Raw genomic sequence first — 21749 nt, forward strand, 5'->3', positions numbered from 1 at the left:
CCACAGCGGCGTTGGGTGTGCGGGGGAGGTCTTCCGTTCGACGGAAGGCGGGGTGCCGCGGGCGCGGGCGAACGGCGATGGTCAGGGACGACGCCGAACGCAAGGGGGGCACGTGGCCGAGCACAGCGCCGTCGAGACGGAGGTCGTCGTCCAGGACAGGACGGACCTCGCGGAAGGCGTCGTGGGGTTGACGCTGCGCGCCGCGGACGGTGGCACGCTGCCGTCCTGGCGGCCCGGAGCGCACGTCGACCTGCTGTTGCCGGGCGGACTCGAGCGGCAGTACTCCCTGTGCGGCGACCCGGCCGACGAACGGACGTGGCGGCTCGGCGTGCTGAAGGAGGGGCCCGGCTCGACGTTCGTCCATGAGCGGGTGCAGGTCGGCGACCGGCTGGCGGCACGCGGCCCTCGCAACCACTTCGCCTTGGAGGACGCACCCGGCTACCTGTTCCTGGCCGGAGGCATCGGCATCACGCCGATCCTGCCGATGGTGGCCGCCGCGCACGCGGCGGGCGGGGACTGGCGGCTCCTGTACGGCGGGCGACGTCGGACGGCGATGGCCTTCCTGGGCGATCTGTCCCGCTACGGGGACCGCGTCGACGTGCGGCCACACGACGAGTTCGGGCTGCTCGACCTCGACGCCGCACTCTCGGGGCTCGCGCCGGGGACCCTCGTCTACTGCTGCGGACCCGAGCCGATGCTCGCGGCGGTCGAGGAGCGATGCGACCCGGGCGCGCTGCGCACCGAGCGGTTCTCGGCCAAGCCCGTCACGGGGTCGAACGAGGCGTTCGAGGTCGAGCTGACACTGAGCGGCCGGACGCTGAAGGTCGACTCCGGGCGCTCGATCCTGGAGACGGTCGAGGAGGCGGGCGTCACCGTCCTGTCCTCGTGCCGGGAGGGCACCTGCGGCACCTGCGAGACCGCCGTCCTCGGCGGTGAACCCGACCACCGCGACTCGGTCCTCACCGAGGCCGAGCGCGCGGACGGCGGATTCATGATGATCTGCGTCTCCCGCGCCCGCAGCCCCCGCCTGACCCTGGAGCTGTGAGCCGGTCGGCCGGCGCCGGGTTTCCGACGCCGGCCAGGTGCTTGCCAGTGCTGGTCGGGTGCTTGCCAGCGCCGACAGGGTGTCTGCTGGCGCCGGCCGGGTGCTCGTCGGTGCTGCTCGGTGCTCGTCGGTGCTTCCGGTGCCGGCCAGGTGCTCGCCCAGTGCTTGCCAGTGCTCGCCGGTGCCGGCCGGGTGCTTGCTGGTGTTGGTGGGTGCTTGCTGGTGTTGGTTGGGTGCTTGCCGGTGCTGGCCGGGTGCTTACCGGCGTCCGACCGGGGTGCTCGTCGGCGCTGGTCGGGGCTCGCTGGTGCCGATCGGGTGCTTGCCGGTGCTGGCCGGGTGCTCGCCGGTGCTGGCCGGGTGCTCGTCGGTGTTGGGCGGGTGCTCGCCTGTGTACGGGCCGGCTGGGGGAGCGGGTCTTTTGGTGGAGTAAGTCCCGGAGGGTGGAGGTGGACAGCGGGGGCTGTCGCTTTCGGGTTTCCTGTGGTGACAGATAGGGGGTTCGGGTCAGGCGGGTTGTTTCGTGGTGTGGAAGGCGCGGCGGAGGGCGTCCAGGCGGTCGGCGGCCATGCGGCGGGAGACGGCGGCGTCGTGGATCAGGGCCGAGCCGTGGAAGGTGCCCGGATAGTGGTGCACCTCGGTGCCGACGCCCGACTGGACGAGCCGGAGCGCGTAGGCGAGGCCCTCGTCGCGGAGGGGGTCGAACTCGCAGGTGGTGACGTAGGCGGGCGGCAGGCCGGTGAGGTCCTCGGCGCGGGCGGGTGCCGCGTAGGGGGAGACCCCGGCGCTGCCGCGGACGCCTTCGCCGAGGTAGTAGTCCCAGCTCAGCTCGGCGTTCGGGCGATTCCAGATGGGGGTGTCGGTGTAGGCGCGCATCGAGGGGGTGTCGAGCCGGTCGTCGAGTTCGGGGATGCCGAGGAGCTGGAAGCACAGCGCCGGGCCGCCCCGGTCGCGGGCCAGCAGCGCGGTCGCGGCGGCCAGGCCGCCGCCGGCGCTCTCCCCGCCGACCGCCAGCCGGTCCGGGTCGATGCCGAGGTCGGCGGCGTTGGCGGCGGCCCAGGTCAGCGCGGTGTAGCAGTCCTCCAGACCGGCCGGGAACGGATGCTCGGGCGCGAGCCGGTACTCCACGGACAGCACCACCGCGCCGACCTCGGCGGCGATGGACAGCGTGTCGTCGTGGAAGGCGTCGACGCTGCCGAGGACGAACCCGCCGCCGTGGATGTAGACCAGGCCGGGCAGCGGGCCGGAGGCGGCGGACGGGGTGAAGACGCGCACCGGGACGGCCGTGCCGTCGCCGGGGACGGAGACGTCGCGGACCTCGACCGGGACGGGCGGCTCGTAGCGGGGCCCCGCGGCGAGGAGCTGCTCGTCGGCCACGCGCATCCGCGCGGGGTCGGTCAGCGTGATCTCGGGGATCATCGAGACCCAGGGGGCGAGCTCGGGGTCGAAGGCGTACGTCACTTTCCGGCTCCTCTCGGCGGCTGGCCTTCAGTTTCGCCGCCGCCGCGGGGCTTGCCCAGCCGCCATCCGCCGGGGAACGCGTCCCGGAACCCGCCGTTCGTCGGGTGTCGTACGATCCGTCCATGAAGGGGCTGCTCCTGCGGTTGTCGGGGCTGGACGCCGACGCGGAGAACGCCGTCCGGGTGATCGGTTTCTTCGACCGGCTGATCGCCGGGCGGGCGAGCCCGCCCGCGCTCGTGCGCGCCACCGCGACGCTCGCCGAATGCCCCGCCGGTCTGGCCGACCCCGCGCGCGGTGTGTCGCTGCGCGCGGGCTCCGGGACGGGGGAGCGGGCCGTCCGGGAGTTCTCCGCGACCGGGCGCGTGTGGCTGGAGCGGGCCGGTGCGCCGCTCCCGCTGGACGACATCGTGCTCGAACGGTTCGCGATCGCCGCCGCGGTCCTGCTGGAGCACGCGCGGGACGAGCCGGACGACGCCGCGCTGGTGGAGCTGGTGCTGTCGGCGGACGCCGCGGAGGTCGACCGGTCCCGCGCCCTGCGGACGCTGCGGTTCGAGCCGGCCGCCCCGCTGCACGTGCTGGCCGTCGCCGGCACCGACGTGCCGGCGGTGCTCGCCGTCCTCGGCCCGGACGCGCGGGCCGCCTCGCCCGGGCGCGTGCACGCCGTCCTGACCCGCGAGGTGCCCGCCGAGCTGGAGCGGCTGCCGCCGCACGGGACGCGGATCGGGGTGGGGCCCGCGCTGCCGGGCATCGAGGCGCCGGAGGCGTGGCGCCGCGCGCGGGCCGCGCTGCGGTTCACCGCGCTCGGCGACGGGCTGCCGGCGGTGGTGCGCCACGACCGGCTCGGCGGGTTCGCCGTGGTCGGCGCGCGGCTGCGGCCCGCGGACATCGCCGAGGTCGCGGACGTGGCGGCGCTGGACCGGCTCGCCGTCGAACCGCACGGCGAGGACGTCCTGGAGGTGCTGGGCGCGTTCTGTGCGACGGGGTCGACCCGGAAGGCCGCCGCCCGTGTGCACCGCCACCACAGCACGATCGCCGCGCGGCTGGCGCACGCGGAGCGTCGCCTCGGGTTCTCCTTCCATGCGCCCGGTGGCCGGTTGCGGTTGGAGTTGGCGCTGCTGCTCCGCCACTTGCGGGACGAACCCGCCTGAATCCCGGTTAATAGATCTGTGTCCTGACTTTTTCTTGCCATATTGATCACTCGTAGGCAGCCTCTGCGGTATGGGAGACGCCCGCCTGTCCGTCCTCGCCCCGGTTCCCCCGCTCCCGCCGCCGAGAGACGGGGGCGGCGCATGAGCTTCTCCGACTACCTGGCCGACCGGTGGCCGACGATCGCCCGGCAGATGGCCGAGCACGCCGAGGTGGTGCTGATCGCGGTCGGCATCGCGGCGGTGATCGGGATCGGCCTCGGCGTCGCCGTGCAGGGCCGGCCGCGGGTGAGCCGGCTCGCGCTCGGCGTCACCGGCACGATGCTGACCGTCCCGTCGCTGGCGCTGTTCGGGCTGCTGATCCCGCTGTTCGGGCTGGGCCTCGCGCCGACGATCACCGCGCTGGTGCTGTACGCGGTGTTCCCGATCCTGCGCAACACCATCACCGGCCTGGAGTCGGTGCCGGGCGCGGTCGAGGAGGCCGCCCGCGGGATGGGGATGGGCCGGGCGAGCCGGATGCTGCGGATCCGGCTCCCGCTGGCCTGGCCGGTCGTGCTCACCGGCGTCCGGGTCGCCACGGTCATGACGGTCGCGATCGCCGCGATCGCCGCCGCCGTCGCCGGTCCCGGCCTCGGCGCGCTGATCTTCGGCGGGCTGTCGCGGATCGGCGGCGCGAACGCGCTGAACGACACGCTCGCGGGCACGCTCGGCGTCGCGCTGCTGGCGCTCGCCCTGGACCTGCTGTTCGCCGTCGTCGCGCGGCTGACCATACCGAGGGGCGTGCGATGAAGGAGATGATCCGGCTCGACGGGGTCACCAAGCGCTACCCGGGCCAGGCCGCGCCGGCCGTCGACGGCCTGACGCTGAGCGTCCGGGAAGGCGAGATCGTGGTGCTGCTCGGGCCGTCGGGCTGCGGCAAGACGACCACGCTGCGGCTCATCAACCGGCTGATCGAGCCGACCGAGGGGCGGATCCTCCTCGACGGCGAGGACGTCACCCGCGCAGACCCCGACCGGCTCCGCCGCCGCATCGGCTACGTCATCCAGCAGGTCGGGCTGTTCCCGCACATGACGATCGCCGCGAACATCGGGCTCATCCCGCGCACGCTCGGCTGGGACAAGAAGCGCGTCCGGGCGCGCGTCGACGAGCTGCTCGACATGGTCGGCCTCGACCCGGGGACGTTCCGGGGCCGCTACCCCAAGGAGCTGTCGGGCGGGCAGCAGCAGCGCGTCGGGGTGGCCCGCGCGCTCGCCGCCGACCCGCCCGCGATGCTCATGGACGAGCCGTTCGGCGCGATCGACCCCATCACCCGGGAGCGGCTGCAGGACGCCTTCCTGGAGCTGCAGGCGCGGATCGGCAAGACGATCGTGCTGGTCACGCACGACCTGACCGAGGCGCTCAAGCTCGGCGACCGGATCGCGCTGCTGGGCGAGCACGGCCGCCTGGTCCAGTACGACACGCCCGCGGCGATCCTCGGCGAGCCCGCGGACGACTTCGTCGCGTCGTTCGTCGGGTCGGGCGCCGCGATGCGCCGGCTCCGGCTGGTCGAGGTCGGGTCCATCGAGCTGGTGCCGGTCGAGGCGGTCGGCGCCGTCTCGACGAGCGTGCGGGCGGACCAGAGCCTGTACGAGGCGCTCGACGCGATGCTGCGGCACGGGGACGAGGGCGCGGTCGTCCTGGACGAGGACGGCCGTCCCGCCGGCGCGGTCTCGTGGTCCACGATCGTCCGCGAAACCCCGCGAACAGGCGACACCCCGCCGACCGTTGAGCCCTGGCGGTCCGGCGGGGCGTCGGACACCGGCGCGGCCCCGCGAGCCGGTGGGCCCAGGCGATCCGGCGAGGCGCCGGGAAGCGGCGGGACGTCGTCTGGCGAGGCGTCGGCCGCGGGGGCGCCGCTTTCGGAGGCGCCTAACGGGGAGGGCGGGCGGCGGTGAGCGTCACGCCGATGCTCGATGAGCGCGCGGACGAGCCCGGCGGCGGCCCAGGCGCCGGGACCGGCGGGCGCGGCGGGGGCGGCGGGCGCGGCGCGGCCCGCGCGGCGGGGCGCTCGGCCGCCGGCATGGCCGCGACGCCGGTCGTCCTCGTCCTGGCGGTCGCCGCTCTCTTCGCCTACCTGCACGGGCGGCATCTGGACGCGATCGAGCGGCGCTCGGTCAACCGGGACGTGATCGTCCAGCGGTTCGTCGAGCACATCGAGCTGGTGGCGGTGTCGACGGCCCTCGTCCTGGCGATCGCGATCCCGCTCGGCGTGCTGCTGACGCGGCCGGGGATGCGCCCGCTGTCCGCGCCGTTCCTCGCGCTGGCGAACATCGGGCAGGCCGTCCCGTCCATCGGGGTGCTGGTGCTGCTCGCCGTCACGGTCGGCATCGGCTTCCAGAAGGCGGTGATCGCGCTCATCCTCGTCTCCGCGCTGCCCGTGCTGCGCAACACCATGGTCGGCCTGCAGGGCGTGGACCGCGCGCTGATCGACGCCGGGCGCGGCATCGGGCTGTCCCGGACGGCCGTGCTGCTGCGGGTGGAGCTGCCGCTGGCCGTGCCGGTGATCCTCGCCAGCGTCCGCGTCGCGGTCATCCTCAACGTGGGGAGCGCGACGCTGGCCGCGTTCACCAACGCCGGCGGCCTCGGCGACCTCATCAACACCGGCATCGCGCTGAACCGGACTCCGATCCTGCTCACCGGCAGCGTCCTGACCGCCGTGCTCGCGATGGCGGCGGACTGGCTCATCGGCATCGTCGAGCACTACCTGCGCCCGCGCGGCATCTGAATCCCCCGAGGAGAGTCACCATGCGCCTGCTCCCCATCGTCGCCTCCGTCGCCGCCGTCGGTTTGACCGCCGGGTGCTTCAGCTCGTCCGGCACCGACGCCGAGGCGGGCAGCCTCGCCAAGGGCAACTCGCTGAAGGGGGCCACCCTCACCGTCGGCGGCAAGGAGTTCACCGAGCAGCTCGTCCTCTGCCAGATCACCGCGCTGGCGCTGCGGTCGGCGGGCGCGACCGTCAAGGAGAAGTGCGGCCTGCAGGGCAGCAACACCACGCGCGCCGCGCTGACGTCCGGAAGCATCGACATGTACTGGGAGTACACCGGCACCGCCTGGATCAACTACCTGAAGAACACCAAGCCGCTCAACAACGCCGCCGAGCAGTACCAGGCCGTCGCTCAGCAGGACCTCGGCAAGAACCACGTGAAGTGGCTGGCCGCCGCGCCCGCCAACAACACCTACGCCATCGCCGTCAAGACGACGACGATGCAGCAGCTCGGCATCAAGAGCCTTTCCGATTACGCGAAGCTCGCGCACACCGGCCCGGCCAAGGCGTCCACCTGTGTGGCGAGCGAGTTCGCCGGGCGCAGCGACGGATGGCCCGGTCTGCAGAAGGCGTACGGTTTCACAGTCCCGAAGTCGTCGGTCGCGACCCTCGCCGAAGGCGCCATCTACGACGCCATCGGCAAGGGGAAACCGTGCAACTTCGGTGAGGTGGCCACCACCGACGGCCGTATCAAGGCGCTCGGCCTCACCTCGATCCCCGATGACAAGAAGTTCTTCCCCGTCTACAACCCCGCGCTCACGCTGCGCGATTCGGTCTACAAGGACCACCCGGCCATCGAGAAGATCCTGAACCCGGTCGCGGCGGTGCTCAGCGACCCGGTCCTGCAGACGCTCAACGGCGAGGTCGACATCAAGGGCAAGGAGCCCACGGACGTCGCGCAGACCTGGCTCCAGTCGAAGGGCTTCATCGGCAAGTAGGACCGCCGGGAGAACCTGCCGGACAAAGGCCGGGCCGTCGCCGTTCGCCGTTCCGCGCAGGCGTCTCCCGGGCAGGACTCCAGGGTGGCCGAGTCAGCGGGACCGCAAGGGAGGCGCCTGGGATGAGACCGTTCGCGTCGTCGGCCGATCTGGCGGAGAAGGAGCGCAGCCTGGAGGTGCTCGCGGACGGGGTGTACGCCCTGACGGCCGAGGGGGATCCGAACGTCGGCGCGGTCGAGGGCGAGGACTTCGTCGTCTGCTTCGAGGCACTGGCGACGCCGGTCGCGGCGCGCGAGTGGCTGTCGATCCTGCGCGAGCACACCGACAAACCCGTCCGCTACCTGGTGCTGTCGCACTACCACGCGGTGCGGGTGCTGGGCGCGAGCGCGTTCGGCGCGGACGTGATCGTGGCGCACGAGAAGACGCGCGAGCTGGTCGCCGAGCGCGGGAGGCAGGACTGGGAGTCGGAGTTCGGGCGGATGCCGCGGCTGTTCCGGGAGCCGGAGTCGATCCCGGGCCTGACGTGGCCGACCGCCACGTTCAGCGACCGGTTCACCATCCAGCTGGGCGGCGACCGGGGCGAGCTGGTCCTGCGGTACTGCGGCCGCGGGCACACCGAGGGCGACATCGTGGCGTGGCTGCCGAAGCAGAAGGTGCTGTTCGCCGGCGATCTGGTGGAGGCGCAGGCGGCGCTGTACACCGGTGACGCCTTCCACCGCGAGTGGGCGTCGGGGACGCTGGACCGGGTGGCCGCGCTGCGCGCCGAGGCGCTCGTGGGCGGACGCGGAGGAGTGGCGGCCGGCCGGGAGGCGGTGGACGCGGCGATCGGCCAGACCCGGCACTTCCTCCAGGTGATGATCCGCGAGGTGACGGCCGTGCAGGGGCGCGGCGGGACGCTGAAGGAGGCGTTCGAGGCGGTCCACGCGGAGCTGGAGCCGGAGTACGGGCGGTGGCCGATCTTCGAGCACTGCCTGCCGTTCGACGTGTCGCGGCTGTGGGACGAGCTGTCCGGCATCGGGCGTCCCGCCATCTGGACCGCCGAGCGCGACCGGGCCGTCTGGGATGAACTCCAGGGCTGACGCCGGACCCGCCGAGCCGGTCGTCGTGGCCGGCGCCGGGCCGGTGGGGCTGGTCGCCGCGCTGCTGCTGGCGCGGTCCGGCGTGCCCGCGACCGTCCTGGAGGCCGCGGGCCGCTGCGAACCCCTCGGGTCCAAGGCGATCTGCTTCCAGCGCGACGTTCTCGACGTGCTGGACCGGGCCGGTTGCGCGGAGCGGATGATCGCTCGCGGGGTCACCTGGACGACCGGCCGCACCTACTACCGCGGCACCGAACTGTTCGCGGTCACGTTCCCGGACGCCGGGCGCGGCGACGTCCCGCCGTGGATCAACATCTCGCAGGCCGAGGTCGAGCGGTACCTGCGCGAGCTGGCGGACGCCGAACCGCTGGTGGACGTCCGGTACGGGCACCGCGTCACCGGCCTCCACCAGGACGCCGGCGGCGTGCGGGTCCGCGCGGACGCCCCGGACGGCGAGGTCACCGTCGCCGGAAGCCACCTGGTCGGGGCGGACGGCCCGCACAGCGCGGTCCGGCGGCTGCTCGGCGTCCGGTTCCCCGGCCGCTCGTTCGACGACCGGTTCCTGATCTGCGACATCCGCGCCGACCTGCCGTTCCCGAACGAGCGCCGGTTCTACTTCGACCCCGACTGGAACCCCGGACGGCAGGTCCTGGTGCACCAGTGCCCCGACCGGACCTGGCGGATCGACTGGCAGATGCCCGCGGGCTACGACTTCGAGGCCGAGCGCGCCTCCGGGGCGCTGGACGACCGCATCCGGAAGATCACCGGGGACGCCCCCTACGAGATCGTGTGGGCGTCGGTCTACCGGTTCCACCAGCGGTGCGCCGAGACGTTCCGCCGCGGCCGGGTGCTCCTGGCCGGTGACGCGGCGCACCTGTACGCGCCGTTCGGGGCGCGCGGGCTGAACTCCGGCGTGCAGGACGCCGAGAACCTCGCCTGGAAGATCGCGTTCGTCCGCCGCGGTCACGGCTCCGGGCGCCTGCTCGCGAGCTACGACGCCGAACGGCGCGCGGCGGCGCGCGAGAACCTGGCGGTGACGACCCGCACGATGGAGTTCCTCGTCCCGCACACCCCCGAGGAGAGGGCCCGGCGGCTGACCGCGCTGGACGCCGCGCTCACCGATCCCGCCGCCCGCGCCCTGATCGATTCGGGGCGGCTCGCCGAACCGTACTGGTACCTGGACTCGCCGCTGACCACCCCGTCCGGGCCGGTCGACGGGTTCCCGCGTGCCGCCGGGGCCGTCCGGCCGCCGCTGCCCGGCGTCCTCTGCCCCGACGGCCCCTGCGTCGTCGACGGACGCGAGACCCGGCTGCGCCGCCTGTTCGGCACCGGGTTCGTCGCCTTGGCCGCGGACGGGGAACGGTGCGCCCGGATACGGGAGTCGGCGGCCGGCGTCCCCGTCGCGGTCCACGCCCTGGACGCGATCGACACCGCCGGGGCCCTGCGCACGGCGCTGGACGCCGGTCCCGACACCGTCCATCTCGTCCGGCCGGACGGCCATCTCGCCGCCGTGCTGCCGTCCTTCGACCCGGGCGCGTTCGCCGCCGCGCTGCGCCGGGCCTGCGGCCGCACCTGACCGCGCCCGCGCCACCACCTGGGACCGAACGGGAAAAAGGGATGGGAGTTTCACAGGCGCCGGGTCCATTCGGTAACCTCGGAACCGGGCCGAGAGGCGCTGCAACGGACGCGCGCGTCCGCCACGCTCGGCCCGCAGACCGGTACACGCAAGGGCGCCTCCCAACGACACGGGAGGTGGCTGGTGGGCAGGACCGAAGAGCTGCGCGGGCTTCTGGGCGAGCGGGTCGTGGTGCTCGACGGGGCGTGGGGCACGATGCTCCAGGGCGCCGGGCTCACCCCCGAGGACTACCGCGGCGACCGCATCGGCGGCGACCACGAGAAGGACGTCACCGGCGACCCCGACCTGCTGAACCTCACCCGGCCGGACGTGATCCTGGACGTCCACCGGCAGTACCTCGAGGCCGGCGCCGACATCACCACCACCAACACCTTCACCGCGACGAGCATCGGCCAGGCCGACTACGGGCTCGAGGGCCTCGTCCGCGAGATGAACGTGCAGGGCGCCCGGCTCGCCCGGCAGGCCGCCGACGAGTACGGGAACCGGTTCGTCGCCGGGTCCGTCGGCCCGCTCAACGTCACCCTGTCGCTGTCGCCCCGGGTCGAGGACCCGGCCTACCGCGCGGTCACGTTCGACCAGGTCAAGGACTCCTACGCGGAGCAGATCGCGGGGCTGGCCGAGGGCGGCGTCGACCTGCTGCTGATCGAGACGATCTTCGACACGCTGAACGCGAAGGCCGCGATCGCGGCGGCCCGCGAGGTCGCCCCCGAGCTGCCGCTGTGGATCTCCGTCACGATCGTCGACCTGTCCGGCCGGACGCTGTCCGGGCAGACCGTCGAGGCGTTCTGGCGGTCGATCGAGCGCGCCGAGCCGCTGGTCGTCGGTGTGAACTGCTCGCTGGGCGCCGAGGAGATGCGCCCGCACGTGGAGGATCTGGCCCGCATCGCCGGCACCTACACCGCCTGCCACCCCAACGCCGGCCTGCCGAACGCCTTCGGCGGCTACGACCAGACGCCGGACGAGATGGGCGTGAAGCTCGGCGACTTCGCCGCGTCCGGCATGGTCAACGCCGTCGGCGGCTGCTGCGGGACGGGCCCGGCGCACATCGCCCGCATCGCCGAGGCCGTCCGGGGCACCGCGCCCCGCGAGGTCGCCGCGCCCGGCCCGGCGACCCGCTACAGCGGCCTCGAGCCGTTCGAGATCGGCCGCGACACCGGCTTCGTCATGATCGGCGAGCGCACCAACGTCACCGGCTCCAAGCGGTTCCGCAAGCTGATCGAGGCGGGCGACCACCAGGGCGCCGTGGACGTGGCGCTGGAGCAGGTGCGCGGCGGCGCGAACCTGCTCGACGTCAACATGGACGCCGACCTGCTCGACAGCGAGCGGGAGATGACGACGTTCCTCAACCTGATCGCGACCGAGCCCGAGGTGGCCCGCATCCCGATCATGGTGGACAGCTCGCGGTGGAGCGTGCTGGAGGCCGGGCTGAAGACCGTCCAGGGCAAGGGCGTCGTCAACTCGATCAGCCTCAAGGAGGGCGAGGAGCCCTTCCTGGAGCAGGCCCGCCGCATCCGCGACTTCGGCGCCGGCGTGGTCGTCATGGCGTTCGACGAGCAGGGCCAGGCCGACACCGCCGACCGCAAGGTGAGCATCTGCGGCCGCGCCTACGACCTGCTGACGCAGAAGGCCGGGTTCGCGGCCGAGGACATCATCTTCGACCCGAACGTGCTGGCCGTCGCGACCGGCATCGCCGAGCACAACGGGTACGCCAAGGCGTTCATCGACGCGCTCCCGCGGATCAAGGAGCGCTGCCCAGGCGCCCGCACCAGCGGCGGCATCTCCAACCTGTCGTTCTCCTTCCGCGGCAACGAGGTCGTCCGCGAGGCGATGCACTCGGCGTTCCTGTTCCACGCGGTGAAGGCCGGGCTGGACATGGGCATCGTCAACGCCGGGCAACTCGCCGTCTATGAGGACATCCCCGCCGACCTGCTCGAACTCGTCGAGGACGTGCTGTTCGACCGGCGCCCGGACGCCACCGACCGGCTCGTGTCGTTCGCCGAGAACGTCAAGGGCGAGGGCACCAGGCGCGAGGTCGACCTGTCCTGGCGCGAGGCGCCGGTGGAGCAGCGGCTGTCGCACGCCCTGGTGCACGGGATCGTCGACTTCATCGAGGAGGACACCGAGGAGGCCCGGAAGCAGCTTCCCCGTCCGCTCGACGTGATCGAGGGCCCGCTGATGGACGGGATGAAGATCGTCGGCGACCTGTTCGGCTCCGGCAAGATGTTCCTGCCGCAGGTGGTCAAGAGCGCCCGCGCGATGAAGCGCTCGGTCGCCTACCTGGAACCGTTCATGGCGGCCGAGAAGGAGAAGGCGCTGGCCGAGGGCCGCGTCGAGGCCGAGCGCGGCCAGGGCAAGGTCGTCCTCGCCACCGTCAAGGGCGACGTGCACGACATCGGCAAGAACATCGTCGGCGTCGTCCTCGGCTGCAACAACTACGACGTCATCGACCTCGGCGTGATGGTGCCCGCCGCGAAGATCCTCGACACCGCGATCGCGGAGGGCGCCGACGCGGTCGGGCTGTCCGGGCTGATCACCCCGTCGCTGGACGAGATGGTGTCGGTGGCGAAGGAGATGCAGCGCCGCGGGATGGAGCTGCCGCTGCTGATCGGCGGCGCCACCACGTCCCGCCAGCACACCGCGGTGCGGATCGCGCCCGCCTACGACCGGACCACCGTGCACGTGCTGGACGCCTCCCGCGTCGTCGGCGTGGTGTCGAACCTGCTCGACCCCGAGCGCGCGAGCGCGCTGGCGATCTCCAACGCCGAGGAGCAGCAGCGGCTGCGCGAGCAGCACGAGCGCAAGCAGCGCGCCCCGATGCTGACGATCGAGAAGGCCCGCGCGAACCGGGAGGCGGTGTCCTTCGACGACCTGCCCGTCCCCGCCTTCACCGGCGTGCGCACCGTCGAGCCGGACCTGGACGAGCTGCGCGCGATGATCGACTGGCAGTTCTTCTTCCTCGCCTGGGAGCTGAAGGGCAAGTACCCGGCGATCCTCGACCAGCCGGTCGCGCGGGAGCTGTTCGACGACGGCAACGGCCTGCTGGACAAGATCATCGCGGACGGGCTGCTGCGCGCCCGCGGCGCCTACGCGTTCTGGCCCGCGCACTCCGAGGGCGACGACATCGTCCTGGACACCGGCGACGGGACGCGCTTCCCGATGCTGCGGCAGCAGACCGCCAAGCCGGCGGGCCGGCCGAACCGGTCCCTGGCCGACTACATCGCCCCGTCCGGCGACCACCTCGGCGGGTTCGCGGTGAGCGTGCTCGGCGCGGAGGAGCTGGCCGCGCAGTTCGAGGCCGACAACGACGACTACCGGTCGATCATGGTGAAGGCGCTGGCGGACCGGCTCGCCGAGGCGTTCGCCGAGTACGTCCACCTGCAGGCGCGGCGCGACTGGTTCGAGCCGGACGCCGACCCGAAGCTGGAGGACCTGCACGCCGAGCGGTTCCGCGGCATCCGCCCGGCGCTCGGCTACCCGGCGAGCCCCGACCACAGCGAGAAGAAGGACCTGTTCGACCTGCTCGGCGCGCAGGAGCTCGGGATCGGGCTGACCGAGTCGTACGCGATGACCCCGGCCGCCAGCGTGAGCGGGCTGATCTTCGCGCACCCGTCCGCGCGGTACTTCACCGTCGGGCGGATCGGCCGCGACCAGACCGAGGACTACGCGGCGCGGCGCGGGCTCGCCCTTCCCGAAATCGAGCGGTGGCTGCGCCCGAATCTCGCCTACGAAACGGAATGAGCTGCGCCGACGGCCGCGGGACTGTCCTGAACCGGCCACTTTTCCGGCGTACGGGAGCGGCTTTTCTCCCGTAAACGAAAGGAATCCGGAAAGGCCCGCCGATTACCATGGCCGGCGTGTCGGTAGCGCTGGCCGCCCGGGCGGTCCCGAGGCGGTGGAGCACCCCGCGCTGGCTGTGGACGGTGCTCGCCGCGGCCGTCGGGCTCGCGGTGCTGTCCTGGCTCGCGGCGACGGCGGTGCTGGTGGGGAGCCGGTCGGCGGTGTCGTCGGTACGGGACGGCGGCGCCCCCGCCTACGTCAGCGCCCGCACCGCGCACGCGGCGCTGTCGGACGCCGACCGGGCCGCGTGGCAGAGCTTCCGCTCCGGCGCGGCGCAGCTCATCGGCCCCGGCCAGCAGTTCCGCGACGATCTGACGACGGCCGGCGACAATCTGGCGCACCTCGCCGAACTCGATTTCGGTGGCGCCGCCGGGCGCGATCTGCTGCGCGCCGTGAACGCGCAGGTCGTCACCTACCAGGGGCTGGTGGAACAGGCCGACGCCACCTATCGGGAAGGGCTCGAAAAGCTCGGGTACGCCTATCTCAGCTACGCCTCGGACATGCTGCACGGAGACGGCGGGCTGCTGTCGCGGATCGACGAGATCGCGCGGCGGGACCTGCGCGGCATCGACGGCGAGCGGGACTCGGCGTGGGCCGGCGGCGGCCTCGCGCTCGGCACCGCCGCCATCGGCGTGGTCCTGCTCGCCGTCCTCGGCTACGCGCAGGCGTCGATGGCGCGGCGGTTCCGGCGGCTGGTCAACCTGCCGCTGGCCGCCGCGAGCGTCCTCCTGGTCGGGCTGATCGTCTGGACGTCCATGACGTTCCTGCACGTCGACCACGCCTTCGCGGACGCCTCCGACCACGGCGTGCCCGCCTTCGACCGGACGCTCCAGGCGCAGATCCGCGACGCGGACGCCGGGTCCGGCGCGCTCCGCACCGGACGCACCGCGCCGCAGGGCGGCGGCCTGAACGTCGCCGCCGCGGACCAGGCGCAGCGGCCCCTGGAGGCGAAGCTGTCCGACGCCACCGACACCCGCGGCCTGAACGCCGGCCTGCCGCTGCTGTCGCTGGCCGTCGCTGGACTCTCCGCCCTCGGCCTGTGGATCCGGCTCCGCGAGTACGGGAGATGACCGTGCGACTGCTGGCAGCGCTGCTCCTGCTCTGCGCGTTCACCACCGTGTCCTGCGGCGGCGCCGGCTCCGGTGAGAGCGTCACGGTGCTCGGCTCGTGGACGGGCGCCGAGGGCGACGCGTTCCGCGCGGTGCTGTCCGGCTTCGAGAAGAGCACCGGCGTCCACGTCGACTACACCGGCACCCGCGACGCCCGCGCCATCCTCGCCAGCGAGCTGCACGACGGCACGCCGCCCGACACCGCCATCCTTGCCACCCCCGGCGACCTGCGGACCTATGCCGCCGCCGGGGAGCTGAGGCCGGTCGGCGGCGCCCAGCAGGGCATGGGCGGCGACCTGACCGGCGCGACCGGCCCGGACGGCGTCCGCCGCCCCTACGGCATCGTCGTCAAGGCGGCCGTGAAGGGCCTGATCTGGTACGCCCCGCGAAGCCTCCCGGCGGCGACCCGGGCGAGGCTCGCGCAGCCCGTCGGATCCTTCGGCGACCTGGCGAAGATCGCGTCCGGCGCGGCGGCGAAGCCCTGGTGCCTCGGCCTCGAGGACACGTCCAACTCGGGCTGGCCGGGCACCGACTGGATCGAGGACGTCGTGCTGCACGAGTCCGGTCCCGGCGTCTACGACCAGTGGGTGTCGGGGAACCTGGCGTGGACGTCGGACCCGGTCCGCAAGGCGTGGCAGACGTTCGGGACCGTGGTGGCCGGCACCCGCTCCGGCACGGACGCCATCCTGCTCACCGGCTACGGGAAGGCGGGCGCGCCGATGTTCGCGAATCCGCCGGGCTGCCTGTTCGACCACGAGGCGTCGTTCATCACGGCCTTCTACGGCCAGACCTCCGGCCGGCCGCAGGCGGGACGCGACTACGACTTCGTGCCGTTCCCCGGCGGGCGGGCGGTCGAGATCGGCGGCGACCTGCTCGGCATGTTCCGCGCCACACCGGCCGCCCGCAGGCTCGTCGCGTACCTGACCACGGCAAAGGCCCAGGAGACGTGGATCGAGCGGCCGGGGAGCGGCGCGTTCTCGCTCAACCGGTCCGTCCCGCCGGGCGACTACCCCGACCCGCTGTCCCGGCGGATCGCGCAGACCCTGGCGAGCGCGGGGACGGTCCGCTTCGACGCCTCGGACTCGATGCCGACCGTGATGGCCGCCGCGTTCGACCACGCCGTCCTGGAGTACGTCACCGACCCCACCGCGCAGCGCCTCGACCGGATCCTCCGCTCGCTGGACCAGGTCCGCTGCACGACCGGCTCCGCCTCCGCGCCGCCGCACGACTGCTGACCGGCGGGCGCCGGGACCGCCGCGAGGGACGGCCCCGGCGCCCGCCGCGCCCTCAGGCGCCCGGGCCCGTGATGGTGATCGCCGGGCTGACGGTGAACGCCGCCGCGAAGGAGGCGGCGGTGCCGGCCGCGATACCGCAGCCTCCGCCGTAGCCGACGGCGCCCTGCCCGGTCCGCAGCACCGAACCGCCGTTGGTGTAGTTCGCGTTGAGGGCGGACAGGACGAAGGAGCACGAGGTGCTGTGGACGATGATGAACGGGTTGAACACCGTCAGTTCGGCCCGTCCCGCCGCGGCGTCGTAGCTCTTCCCGTCCAGGATGTCGCCGGTCCAGGCATTGGAGATCGAGACGCCCCACGTCACGCCCTTGGCGTCCGTGCAGTTCTCGGCGTAACCGTTCCCGATGCGCCCGAGCCCGGCCGGGCCGGACGACACGCTCGGCAGTGTTCCGGAGAGGTGCATGGTGGGGCAGGTGATGGCCGTGCTGCCCGCCGTGATGGTCAGGGTCCCGGAATCGGCGGTGAAGACGCCTGCGGAGGAGGGATTCACGACCGTCCAGCCGGACGCGGCGGACGCGGTGGGGGCGGCGAGGACGGGCAGGGCGAGGGCGGCCGAGGCGGCCAGGGCGGTGCCGAGCTTGCGCATCGGTGGCAGATCCCTTCGGGAGGACGATGGTCCCTCCTATGACCCCCGCGGGAGGGGAAACGTGACAGCCGGGTCCGCCTGCACGAGGGCGAGGGCGAGGTGGGCGAAGCGGTCGGCGACCTCGGCGGCGGTGAGCGGGCCGTCCTCGCGGAACCACACCGAAACGCCCGTCGCCATCGTGAGGATGCCGCGCACGGCCTCCGCGGGATAGGGCGTGCCGAACGCGCCGGACGCCACGCCGTCGTCGACCACCCGGTGGAACAGCCGCTCGTGCCGGTCGCGCTTGGCGATGAGCAGCGCGCGCTCGCGCTCCTCGATGCTGTGCATCTCGCCGACGCCGAGCACGGCCTCGCGGCGCAGCTCGGTGTGCACGAGGACGTGCTCGCGGACGAGCCGGCGCAGCCGGCGGGCGGGGCCCGGCGGCCCGTCGTCCAGGACGGCCGCGCAGCGCTCGATGAGGTGGTCGATGGTCCGGTGCATGATCGCCACGAGCAGGTCGTGCTTGGAGCCGAAGTAGTGGTAGAGCACGGCCGGGCTCATCCCGGCGCGGTCGGCGATGTCGCGCACCGACGTGCCGTTGTAGCCCTTCTCCGACATCGTCTCGACGGCGGCCGCGATGAGGATGCGGGTCCCCGGGGTGTCGGCCGGCAGCGACAGCGCGTCGCTCGACGTGGGCGTGACGTCGGCGGACGTGCGGTGGGCCGGGGTCCCGCGCCCCCGGGACGCGCGCTGCGGCGCGCCGCCTGCGTCGTCGGCCACGAAGATCCTCCTCTGGATTCCGCCTGCATTCCAACGTACATTCGTTCAATGCCATCCCAGCCGGCTACCGGGAGTGTGACACCGTGACCGCACCCGTCCCCGATCCGCTGGCGGCGCTGACCGCCGCGCACCCGTCCAGGACCGCGATCATCGAGGGGGACCGGCGGCTGAGCTACGCCGCGTTCAACGCGCTGGTCAACCGCTACGCCAACCTGCTGGTGAGCCTCGGCGTCCGGGCCGGCACCAAGGTCACCTGGTGCGGGCGCAACAGTACCGAGGTCGTCGCGCTGATCGCCGCGCTGCGCAAGTCCGGCGCGGTCGGCGTCCCGCTGAACTACCGGCTGAGCCCGCAGGAGGCGACCTACGTCGTCGCCAACGCCGACAGCGCGGTCGTGCTGTTCGACGTCGAGCAGGCGCCGCAGCTGGAGCTCGCGGCGCGCGAGGTCGAGGGCGTCGGGAGCTGGCTGGCGTTCCGGTGCGGGACCGGGGAGGTGCCGGACTGGGCGTCCGACCTGGACGCGGGCGCCGCCGCGAGCCCGGACACCGAGCCGCCGGCCGCCGGCGACGACCCGGCCGCCGGCACCGCGATGTTCTACACCTCCGGCACGACGGGCAAGCCGAAGGGCGTGGTACGCGGGCAGCCGGACCCGGAGATCGTCATCGGCCTGGTCACCGAGATCGGCTACCAGCCGGGCGACGTCTACCTGACGACCGGGCCGCTCTACCACTCCGGCCCGATGAGCTTCATGCTGATCGTCCAGCAGATGGGCGGGACCGTCGTGGTGATGCGCGACTTCGACCCCGAGCGCTGGCTGGAGCTGGTCGAGGAGCACAAGGTGACCGCCACGTTCTCCGCGCCGACCCCGATCCGGCGCGTGCTGGACCTGCCGGACGAGGTGATCGCCGCCCGGGACCTGTCGTCGCTGCGGCGGTTCGTCGCCAACGCGGCGCCCTGGCCGTTCGAGCTGAAGCGCCGCTACGTCGAGAAGATCGGCGACGGGTCGCTCTTCGAGGTGTACGGGTCGACCGAGCTGGGCGTGGACACGATCCTGCGGCCCGAGGACCAGATGCGCAAGCCGGGCAGCTGCGGCCGTCCCGCCCCCGGCATCGACATCGCGCTGTTCGACGACAAGGGCGAGCGCGTCGAGGAGCCGCACGTGCCCGGCGACCTGTACGTGCGCAGCAAGGCGACGTTCGACGCCTACTACAAGGCGGACCGCAAGTTCGAGGACGCCCGCCTCGGCGAGTGGCTGACGGTCGGCGACATCGCCTACCGCGACGAGGAGGGCTTCTACTACATCTGCGACCGCCGCACCGACATGATCATCTCGGGCGGGGTGAACATCTACCCGGCCGAGATCGAGGCGGTGCTGACCGCGCACCCCGCGATCGCGGACGCCGCCGTCTTCGGGATCCCGTCGCAGGAGTGGGGCGAGTCCGTGCACGCCGCGATCGTGCTGCACCCGGGCGCCGAGGCGTCCGACGCGGACCTGGACGTGTTCTGCCGCGAGCACCTCGCGTCCTACAAGGTGCCGCGCGGGTACGACCGGATCGCCGAGGTGCCGCGCAACCCGTCGGGCAAGGCGCTGAAGCGGCAGCTGCGCGACCCGTACTGGGAGTCGCGGGAAACGAAGATCGGCTGACCGGTGGCGGCTTCCCCGGGAGCCGCCCCCGGTGCCAAGCTGGCCTGAGCAAGCGTTAGGGAGGGTGAGTGGACTTCGAGCTGCCCGCGGAGCTGACCCGGCTCCTGGCCGATCTCGACGCGTTCATCGACCGGGAGATCGCGCCGCTGCAGGCGCAGGACGACAACGAGCGGTTCTTCGACCACCGCCGCGAGTACGCGCGCACCGACTTCGAGAACGGCGGCGTGCCGCGGCCCGAGTGGGAGGAGCTGCTCGGCGAGATGTTCCGGCGCGCCGACGCGGCCGGCTGGCTCCGCTACGGCCTGCCGGAGTCGCTCGGCGGCTCGGACGGCACGAACCTGGACATGGCGGTGATCCGCGAGCACCTCGCGCACCGGGGCCTCGGCCTGCACAACGACCTGCAGAACGAGTCGTCCGTCGTGGGGAACTTCCCGTTCGCGCACATGCTCCTGGAGTTCGGGACGGACGAGCAGAAGGAGGAGTTCATGCAGCCGATGCTCGCCCGCGAGAAGCGCATCGGCTTCGGGCTCACCGAACCGGACCACGGCAGCGACGCGACGTGGATGGAGACCACCGCCGTGCGCGACGGCGGCGACTGGGTCCTCAACGGCGCCAAGCGCTTCAACTCCGGCATGCACTCGGCGACCCACGACGTGGTGTTCGCCCGCACCTCCGGCGAGCCGGGCGACGCGCGGGGCATCACCGCGTTCTTCGTCCCCACCGGCGCCCCGGGGTTCTCGGTCGACTTCCACTGGTGGACGCTGAACATGCCCACCGACCACGCCGAGGTGACCATCCGCGACGTGCGGGTGCCCGACTCGGCGGTGTTCGGCGCCGAGGGCGAGGGGCTGGCGGTCGCGCAGACCTTCGTGCACGAGAACCGGATCCGGCAGGCCGCGTCCGGGGTCGGCGCGGGCCAGTACTGCATCGACCGCAGCGTCGCGTACGCGCGGGAGCGGGTGACGTTCGGGCAGCCCCTCGCCACCCGGCAGGCGATCCAGTGGCCGCTGGTGGAGCTGCAGACCGAGGCGGAGATGCTGCGCGGCCTCGTCCGCAAGACGGCCTGGGAGCTGGACCGGCTCCCGCACCTGGAGATCAGCGACAGGGTGTCGATGTGCAACTACCGCGCGAACCGGTTCGTGTGCGAGGCCGCGGACCGGGCGATGCAGGTGCACGGCGGTCTCGGCTACACCCGGCACACCCCGTTCGAGCACATCTACCGGCACCACCGCCGCTACCGGATCACCGAGGGCGCCGAGGAGGTCCAGATGCGCAAGGTCGCCGGCTACCTGTTCGGCTTCGCCGGCCCGAACCGGATCCGTCCCGGCGAGGGGAAGGGCTGAGGCCGATGCGGGACGGGCGCGCGGCCGTCCCCGGCCCGCCGGGGATCGACGCCGAGCGGGTCGGGGAGTGGCTGGCCTCCCGCGTCGAGGGGCTGACCGGGCCGGTCGCGTTCGGACTCGTGTCGGGCGGCCGGTCCAACCTCACCTACCGGGTCACCGACGCCGCCGGCGCCGGCTACGCGCTGCGCCGGCCGCCGATGGGAGGCGTCCTCGAGACCGCGCACGACATGGGCCGGGAATGGCGGTTCATCTCGGCGATGGCCGGGACGGACGTCCCCGTCGCGCGGCCACTGGCCTTCTGCGACGACACCGCCGTCACCGGCGCGCCCTTCTACGTGATGGGGTTCGTGGACGGGATCGTCCTCGCCGACCGCGACGCAGCCGGAAGGCTGAGCCCGGAGGCGAAGGAGAACGCCTGCGAGAGCCTCGTCCGGGTCCTCGTCGCGTTGCACGCCATCGACCCGCACCAGGCCGGCCTCGGCGACATGGTGCGCCGCACCGGGTTCGCCGAGCGGCAGCTGCGGCGCTGGCGGCACCAGGCGCACGAATCGGGCGCCGCCTACCTGCCGCTGCTGGACGAGGTGCACGACCTGCTCGCCGCGCGCATCCCGCCGCAGGGCACGGGGATCGTGCACGGCGACTACCGGGCCGGGAACCTCACGTTCGGCCCGGACGGGACGGTCCTGGCGGTGTTCGACTGGGAGCTGGCGACGTCCGGCGACGCCCTCGCCGACCTCGGCTACCTGCTGTCGACGTGGCAGGAGCCGGACGACCCGGTCGGCGCCGCGCCGCGCGGCCCGACGACCGTGCCGGGCTTCGCCTCCCGCGCGGCGCTCGCCGAGCGGTACGCGCGGCTGTCCGGACGCGACGTGTCCGACCTGCCGTACTGGGTGGCGTTCGCGCACTGGCGGTCGGCGTGCATCGGCGCCGGCGTCCAGGCCCGCTACCTGGCCGGTCACATGGCCGACGACGGCTACCTGGCGGAGGCCCGCGACCGCGCGTCCCTCGGCGTCGAGCTGGCCGAGAAGGCCCGCGCGGGACTGCGCGCACAGGACATCTGACGAGCGGAGACGACG

At 73.2% G+C, this 21749-nt stretch carries 17 protein-coding genes; 14 read left to right on the forward strand and 3 right to left on the reverse strand.

Features of this window, described 5'->3' with window-relative positions; translation table 11 throughout:
• Positions 1-112 precede the first annotated feature (112 nt).
• Positions 113-1045: a PDR/VanB family oxidoreductase gene (locus ACA514_RS12655; protein WP_375041264.1), complete on the forward strand. Its 933-nt coding sequence runs from the start codon at positions 113-115 to the stop codon at positions 1043-1045.
• A gap of 507 nt (positions 1046-1552) precedes the next feature.
• Here ACA514_RS12655 and ACA514_RS12660 read toward each other — a convergent pair.
• Complete coding sequence (locus ACA514_RS12660) at positions 1553-2506, reverse strand: alpha/beta hydrolase (protein ID WP_375041265.1); 954 nt, start codon at positions 2504-2506, stop codon at positions 1553-1555.
• A gap of 122 nt (positions 2507-2628) precedes the next feature.
• On the opposite strand from ACA514_RS12660, the gene ACA514_RS12665 reads away from it, so the two are divergent.
• From ACA514_RS12665 to ACA514_RS12710, 10 genes are all read left to right on the forward strand, one after another.
• Positions 2629-3654 (forward strand): helix-turn-helix domain-containing protein, encoded by a 1026-nt coding sequence (locus ACA514_RS12665; protein ID WP_375041266.1) that lies wholly within the window; start codon positions 2629-2631, stop codon positions 3652-3654.
• A gap of 141 nt (positions 3655-3795) precedes the next feature.
• Positions 3796-4440 carry an ABC transporter permease gene (locus tag ACA514_RS12670; protein ID WP_375041267.1) on the forward strand — a complete coding sequence of 215 codons (645 nt, stop codon included), beginning with the start codon at positions 3796-3798 and terminating at the stop codon, positions 4438-4440.
• Positions 4437-5585, forward strand: a complete 1149-nt coding sequence (locus tag ACA514_RS12675) for an ABC transporter ATP-binding protein (RefSeq protein ID WP_375041268.1) — start codon at positions 4437-4439, stop codon at positions 5583-5585. Before ACA514_RS12670 ends, ACA514_RS12675 begins: the two co-directional genes overlap by 4 nt.
• An 11-nt stretch (positions 5586-5596) precedes the next feature.
• On the forward strand, positions 5597-6415 hold the full coding sequence (locus tag ACA514_RS12680) for an ABC transporter permease (RefSeq protein ID WP_375041269.1): 819 nt from the start codon (positions 5597-5599) through the stop codon (positions 6413-6415).
• Positions 6416-6435: 20 nt separating this feature from the next.
• The gene (locus ACA514_RS12685) at positions 6436-7392 is read left to right on the forward strand and encodes a glycine betaine ABC transporter substrate-binding protein (protein WP_375041270.1); all 957 of its coding nucleotides are present in this window, start codon (positions 6436-6438) and stop codon (positions 7390-7392) included.
• A gap of 122 nt (positions 7393-7514) precedes the next feature.
• On the forward strand, positions 7515-8471 hold the full coding sequence (locus tag ACA514_RS12690; protein ID WP_375041271.1) for an MBL fold metallo-hydrolase: 957 nt from the start codon (positions 7515-7517) through the stop codon (positions 8469-8471).
• Positions 8455-10044, forward strand: a complete 1590-nt coding sequence (locus tag ACA514_RS12695; RefSeq protein WP_375041272.1) for an FAD-dependent monooxygenase — start codon at positions 8455-8457, stop codon at positions 10042-10044. The genes ACA514_RS12690 and ACA514_RS12695 overlap by 17 nt, the downstream gene beginning before the upstream one ends.
• A 183-nt stretch (positions 10045-10227) precedes the next feature.
• Positions 10228-13842 (forward strand): methionine synthase, encoded by a 3615-nt coding sequence (gene metH / locus ACA514_RS12700; protein WP_375041273.1) that lies wholly within the window; start codon positions 10228-10230, stop codon positions 13840-13842.
• Positions 13843-13958: 116 nt separating this feature from the next.
• A complete protein-coding gene (locus ACA514_RS12705) occupies positions 13959-15011 on the forward strand; it encodes a hypothetical protein (RefSeq protein WP_375041274.1) in 1053 nt (350 codons plus the stop codon).
• Between the two features lie 2 nt (positions 15012-15013).
• Positions 15014-16285: an ABC transporter substrate-binding protein gene (locus ACA514_RS12710; RefSeq protein WP_375041275.1), complete on the forward strand. Its 1272-nt coding sequence runs from the start codon at positions 15014-15016 to the stop codon at positions 16283-16285.
• 52 nt (positions 16286-16337) lie between these two features.
• Here the strand turns inward: ACA514_RS12710 and ACA514_RS12715 are convergent, their stop codons facing one another.
• Both ACA514_RS12715 and ACA514_RS12720 read right to left on the reverse strand, forming a co-directional pair.
• Positions 16338-16928 carry a hypothetical protein gene (locus ACA514_RS12715; protein ID WP_375041276.1) on the reverse strand — a complete coding sequence of 197 codons (591 nt, stop codon included), beginning with the start codon at positions 16926-16928 and terminating at the stop codon, positions 16338-16340.
• 36 nt (positions 16929-16964) lie between these two features.
• A complete protein-coding gene (locus ACA514_RS12720; RefSeq protein ID WP_375041277.1) occupies positions 16965-17687 on the reverse strand; it encodes a TetR/AcrR family transcriptional regulator in 723 nt (240 codons plus the stop codon).
• Positions 17688-17770: 83 nt separating this feature from the next.
• Between ACA514_RS12720 and ACA514_RS12725 the strand changes: the two genes are divergently transcribed.
• From ACA514_RS12725 to ACA514_RS12735, 3 genes are all read left to right on the forward strand, one after another.
• Positions 17771-19330, forward strand: coding sequence for an AMP-binding protein (locus ACA514_RS12725; protein ID WP_375041278.1), 1560 nt, complete (start codon positions 17771-17773; stop codon positions 19328-19330).
• Between the two features lie 68 nt (positions 19331-19398).
• Entirely contained in the window at positions 19399-20673 is a 1275-nt protein-coding gene (locus ACA514_RS12730) for an acyl-CoA dehydrogenase family protein (protein ID WP_375041279.1), read from the forward strand.
• Between the two features lie 5 nt (positions 20674-20678).
• On the forward strand, positions 20679-21734 hold the full coding sequence (locus ACA514_RS12735) for a phosphotransferase family protein (RefSeq protein ID WP_375041280.1): 1056 nt from the start codon (positions 20679-20681) through the stop codon (positions 21732-21734).
• Positions 21735-21749: the final 15 nt, after the last annotated feature.

It is taken from the genome of Actinomadura sp. NTSP31, assembly GCF_041951385.1.
In the GTDB taxonomy this organism is placed as follows: Bacteria; Actinomycetota; Actinomycetes; order Streptosporangiales; family Streptosporangiaceae; genus Spirillospora; species Spirillospora napierensis.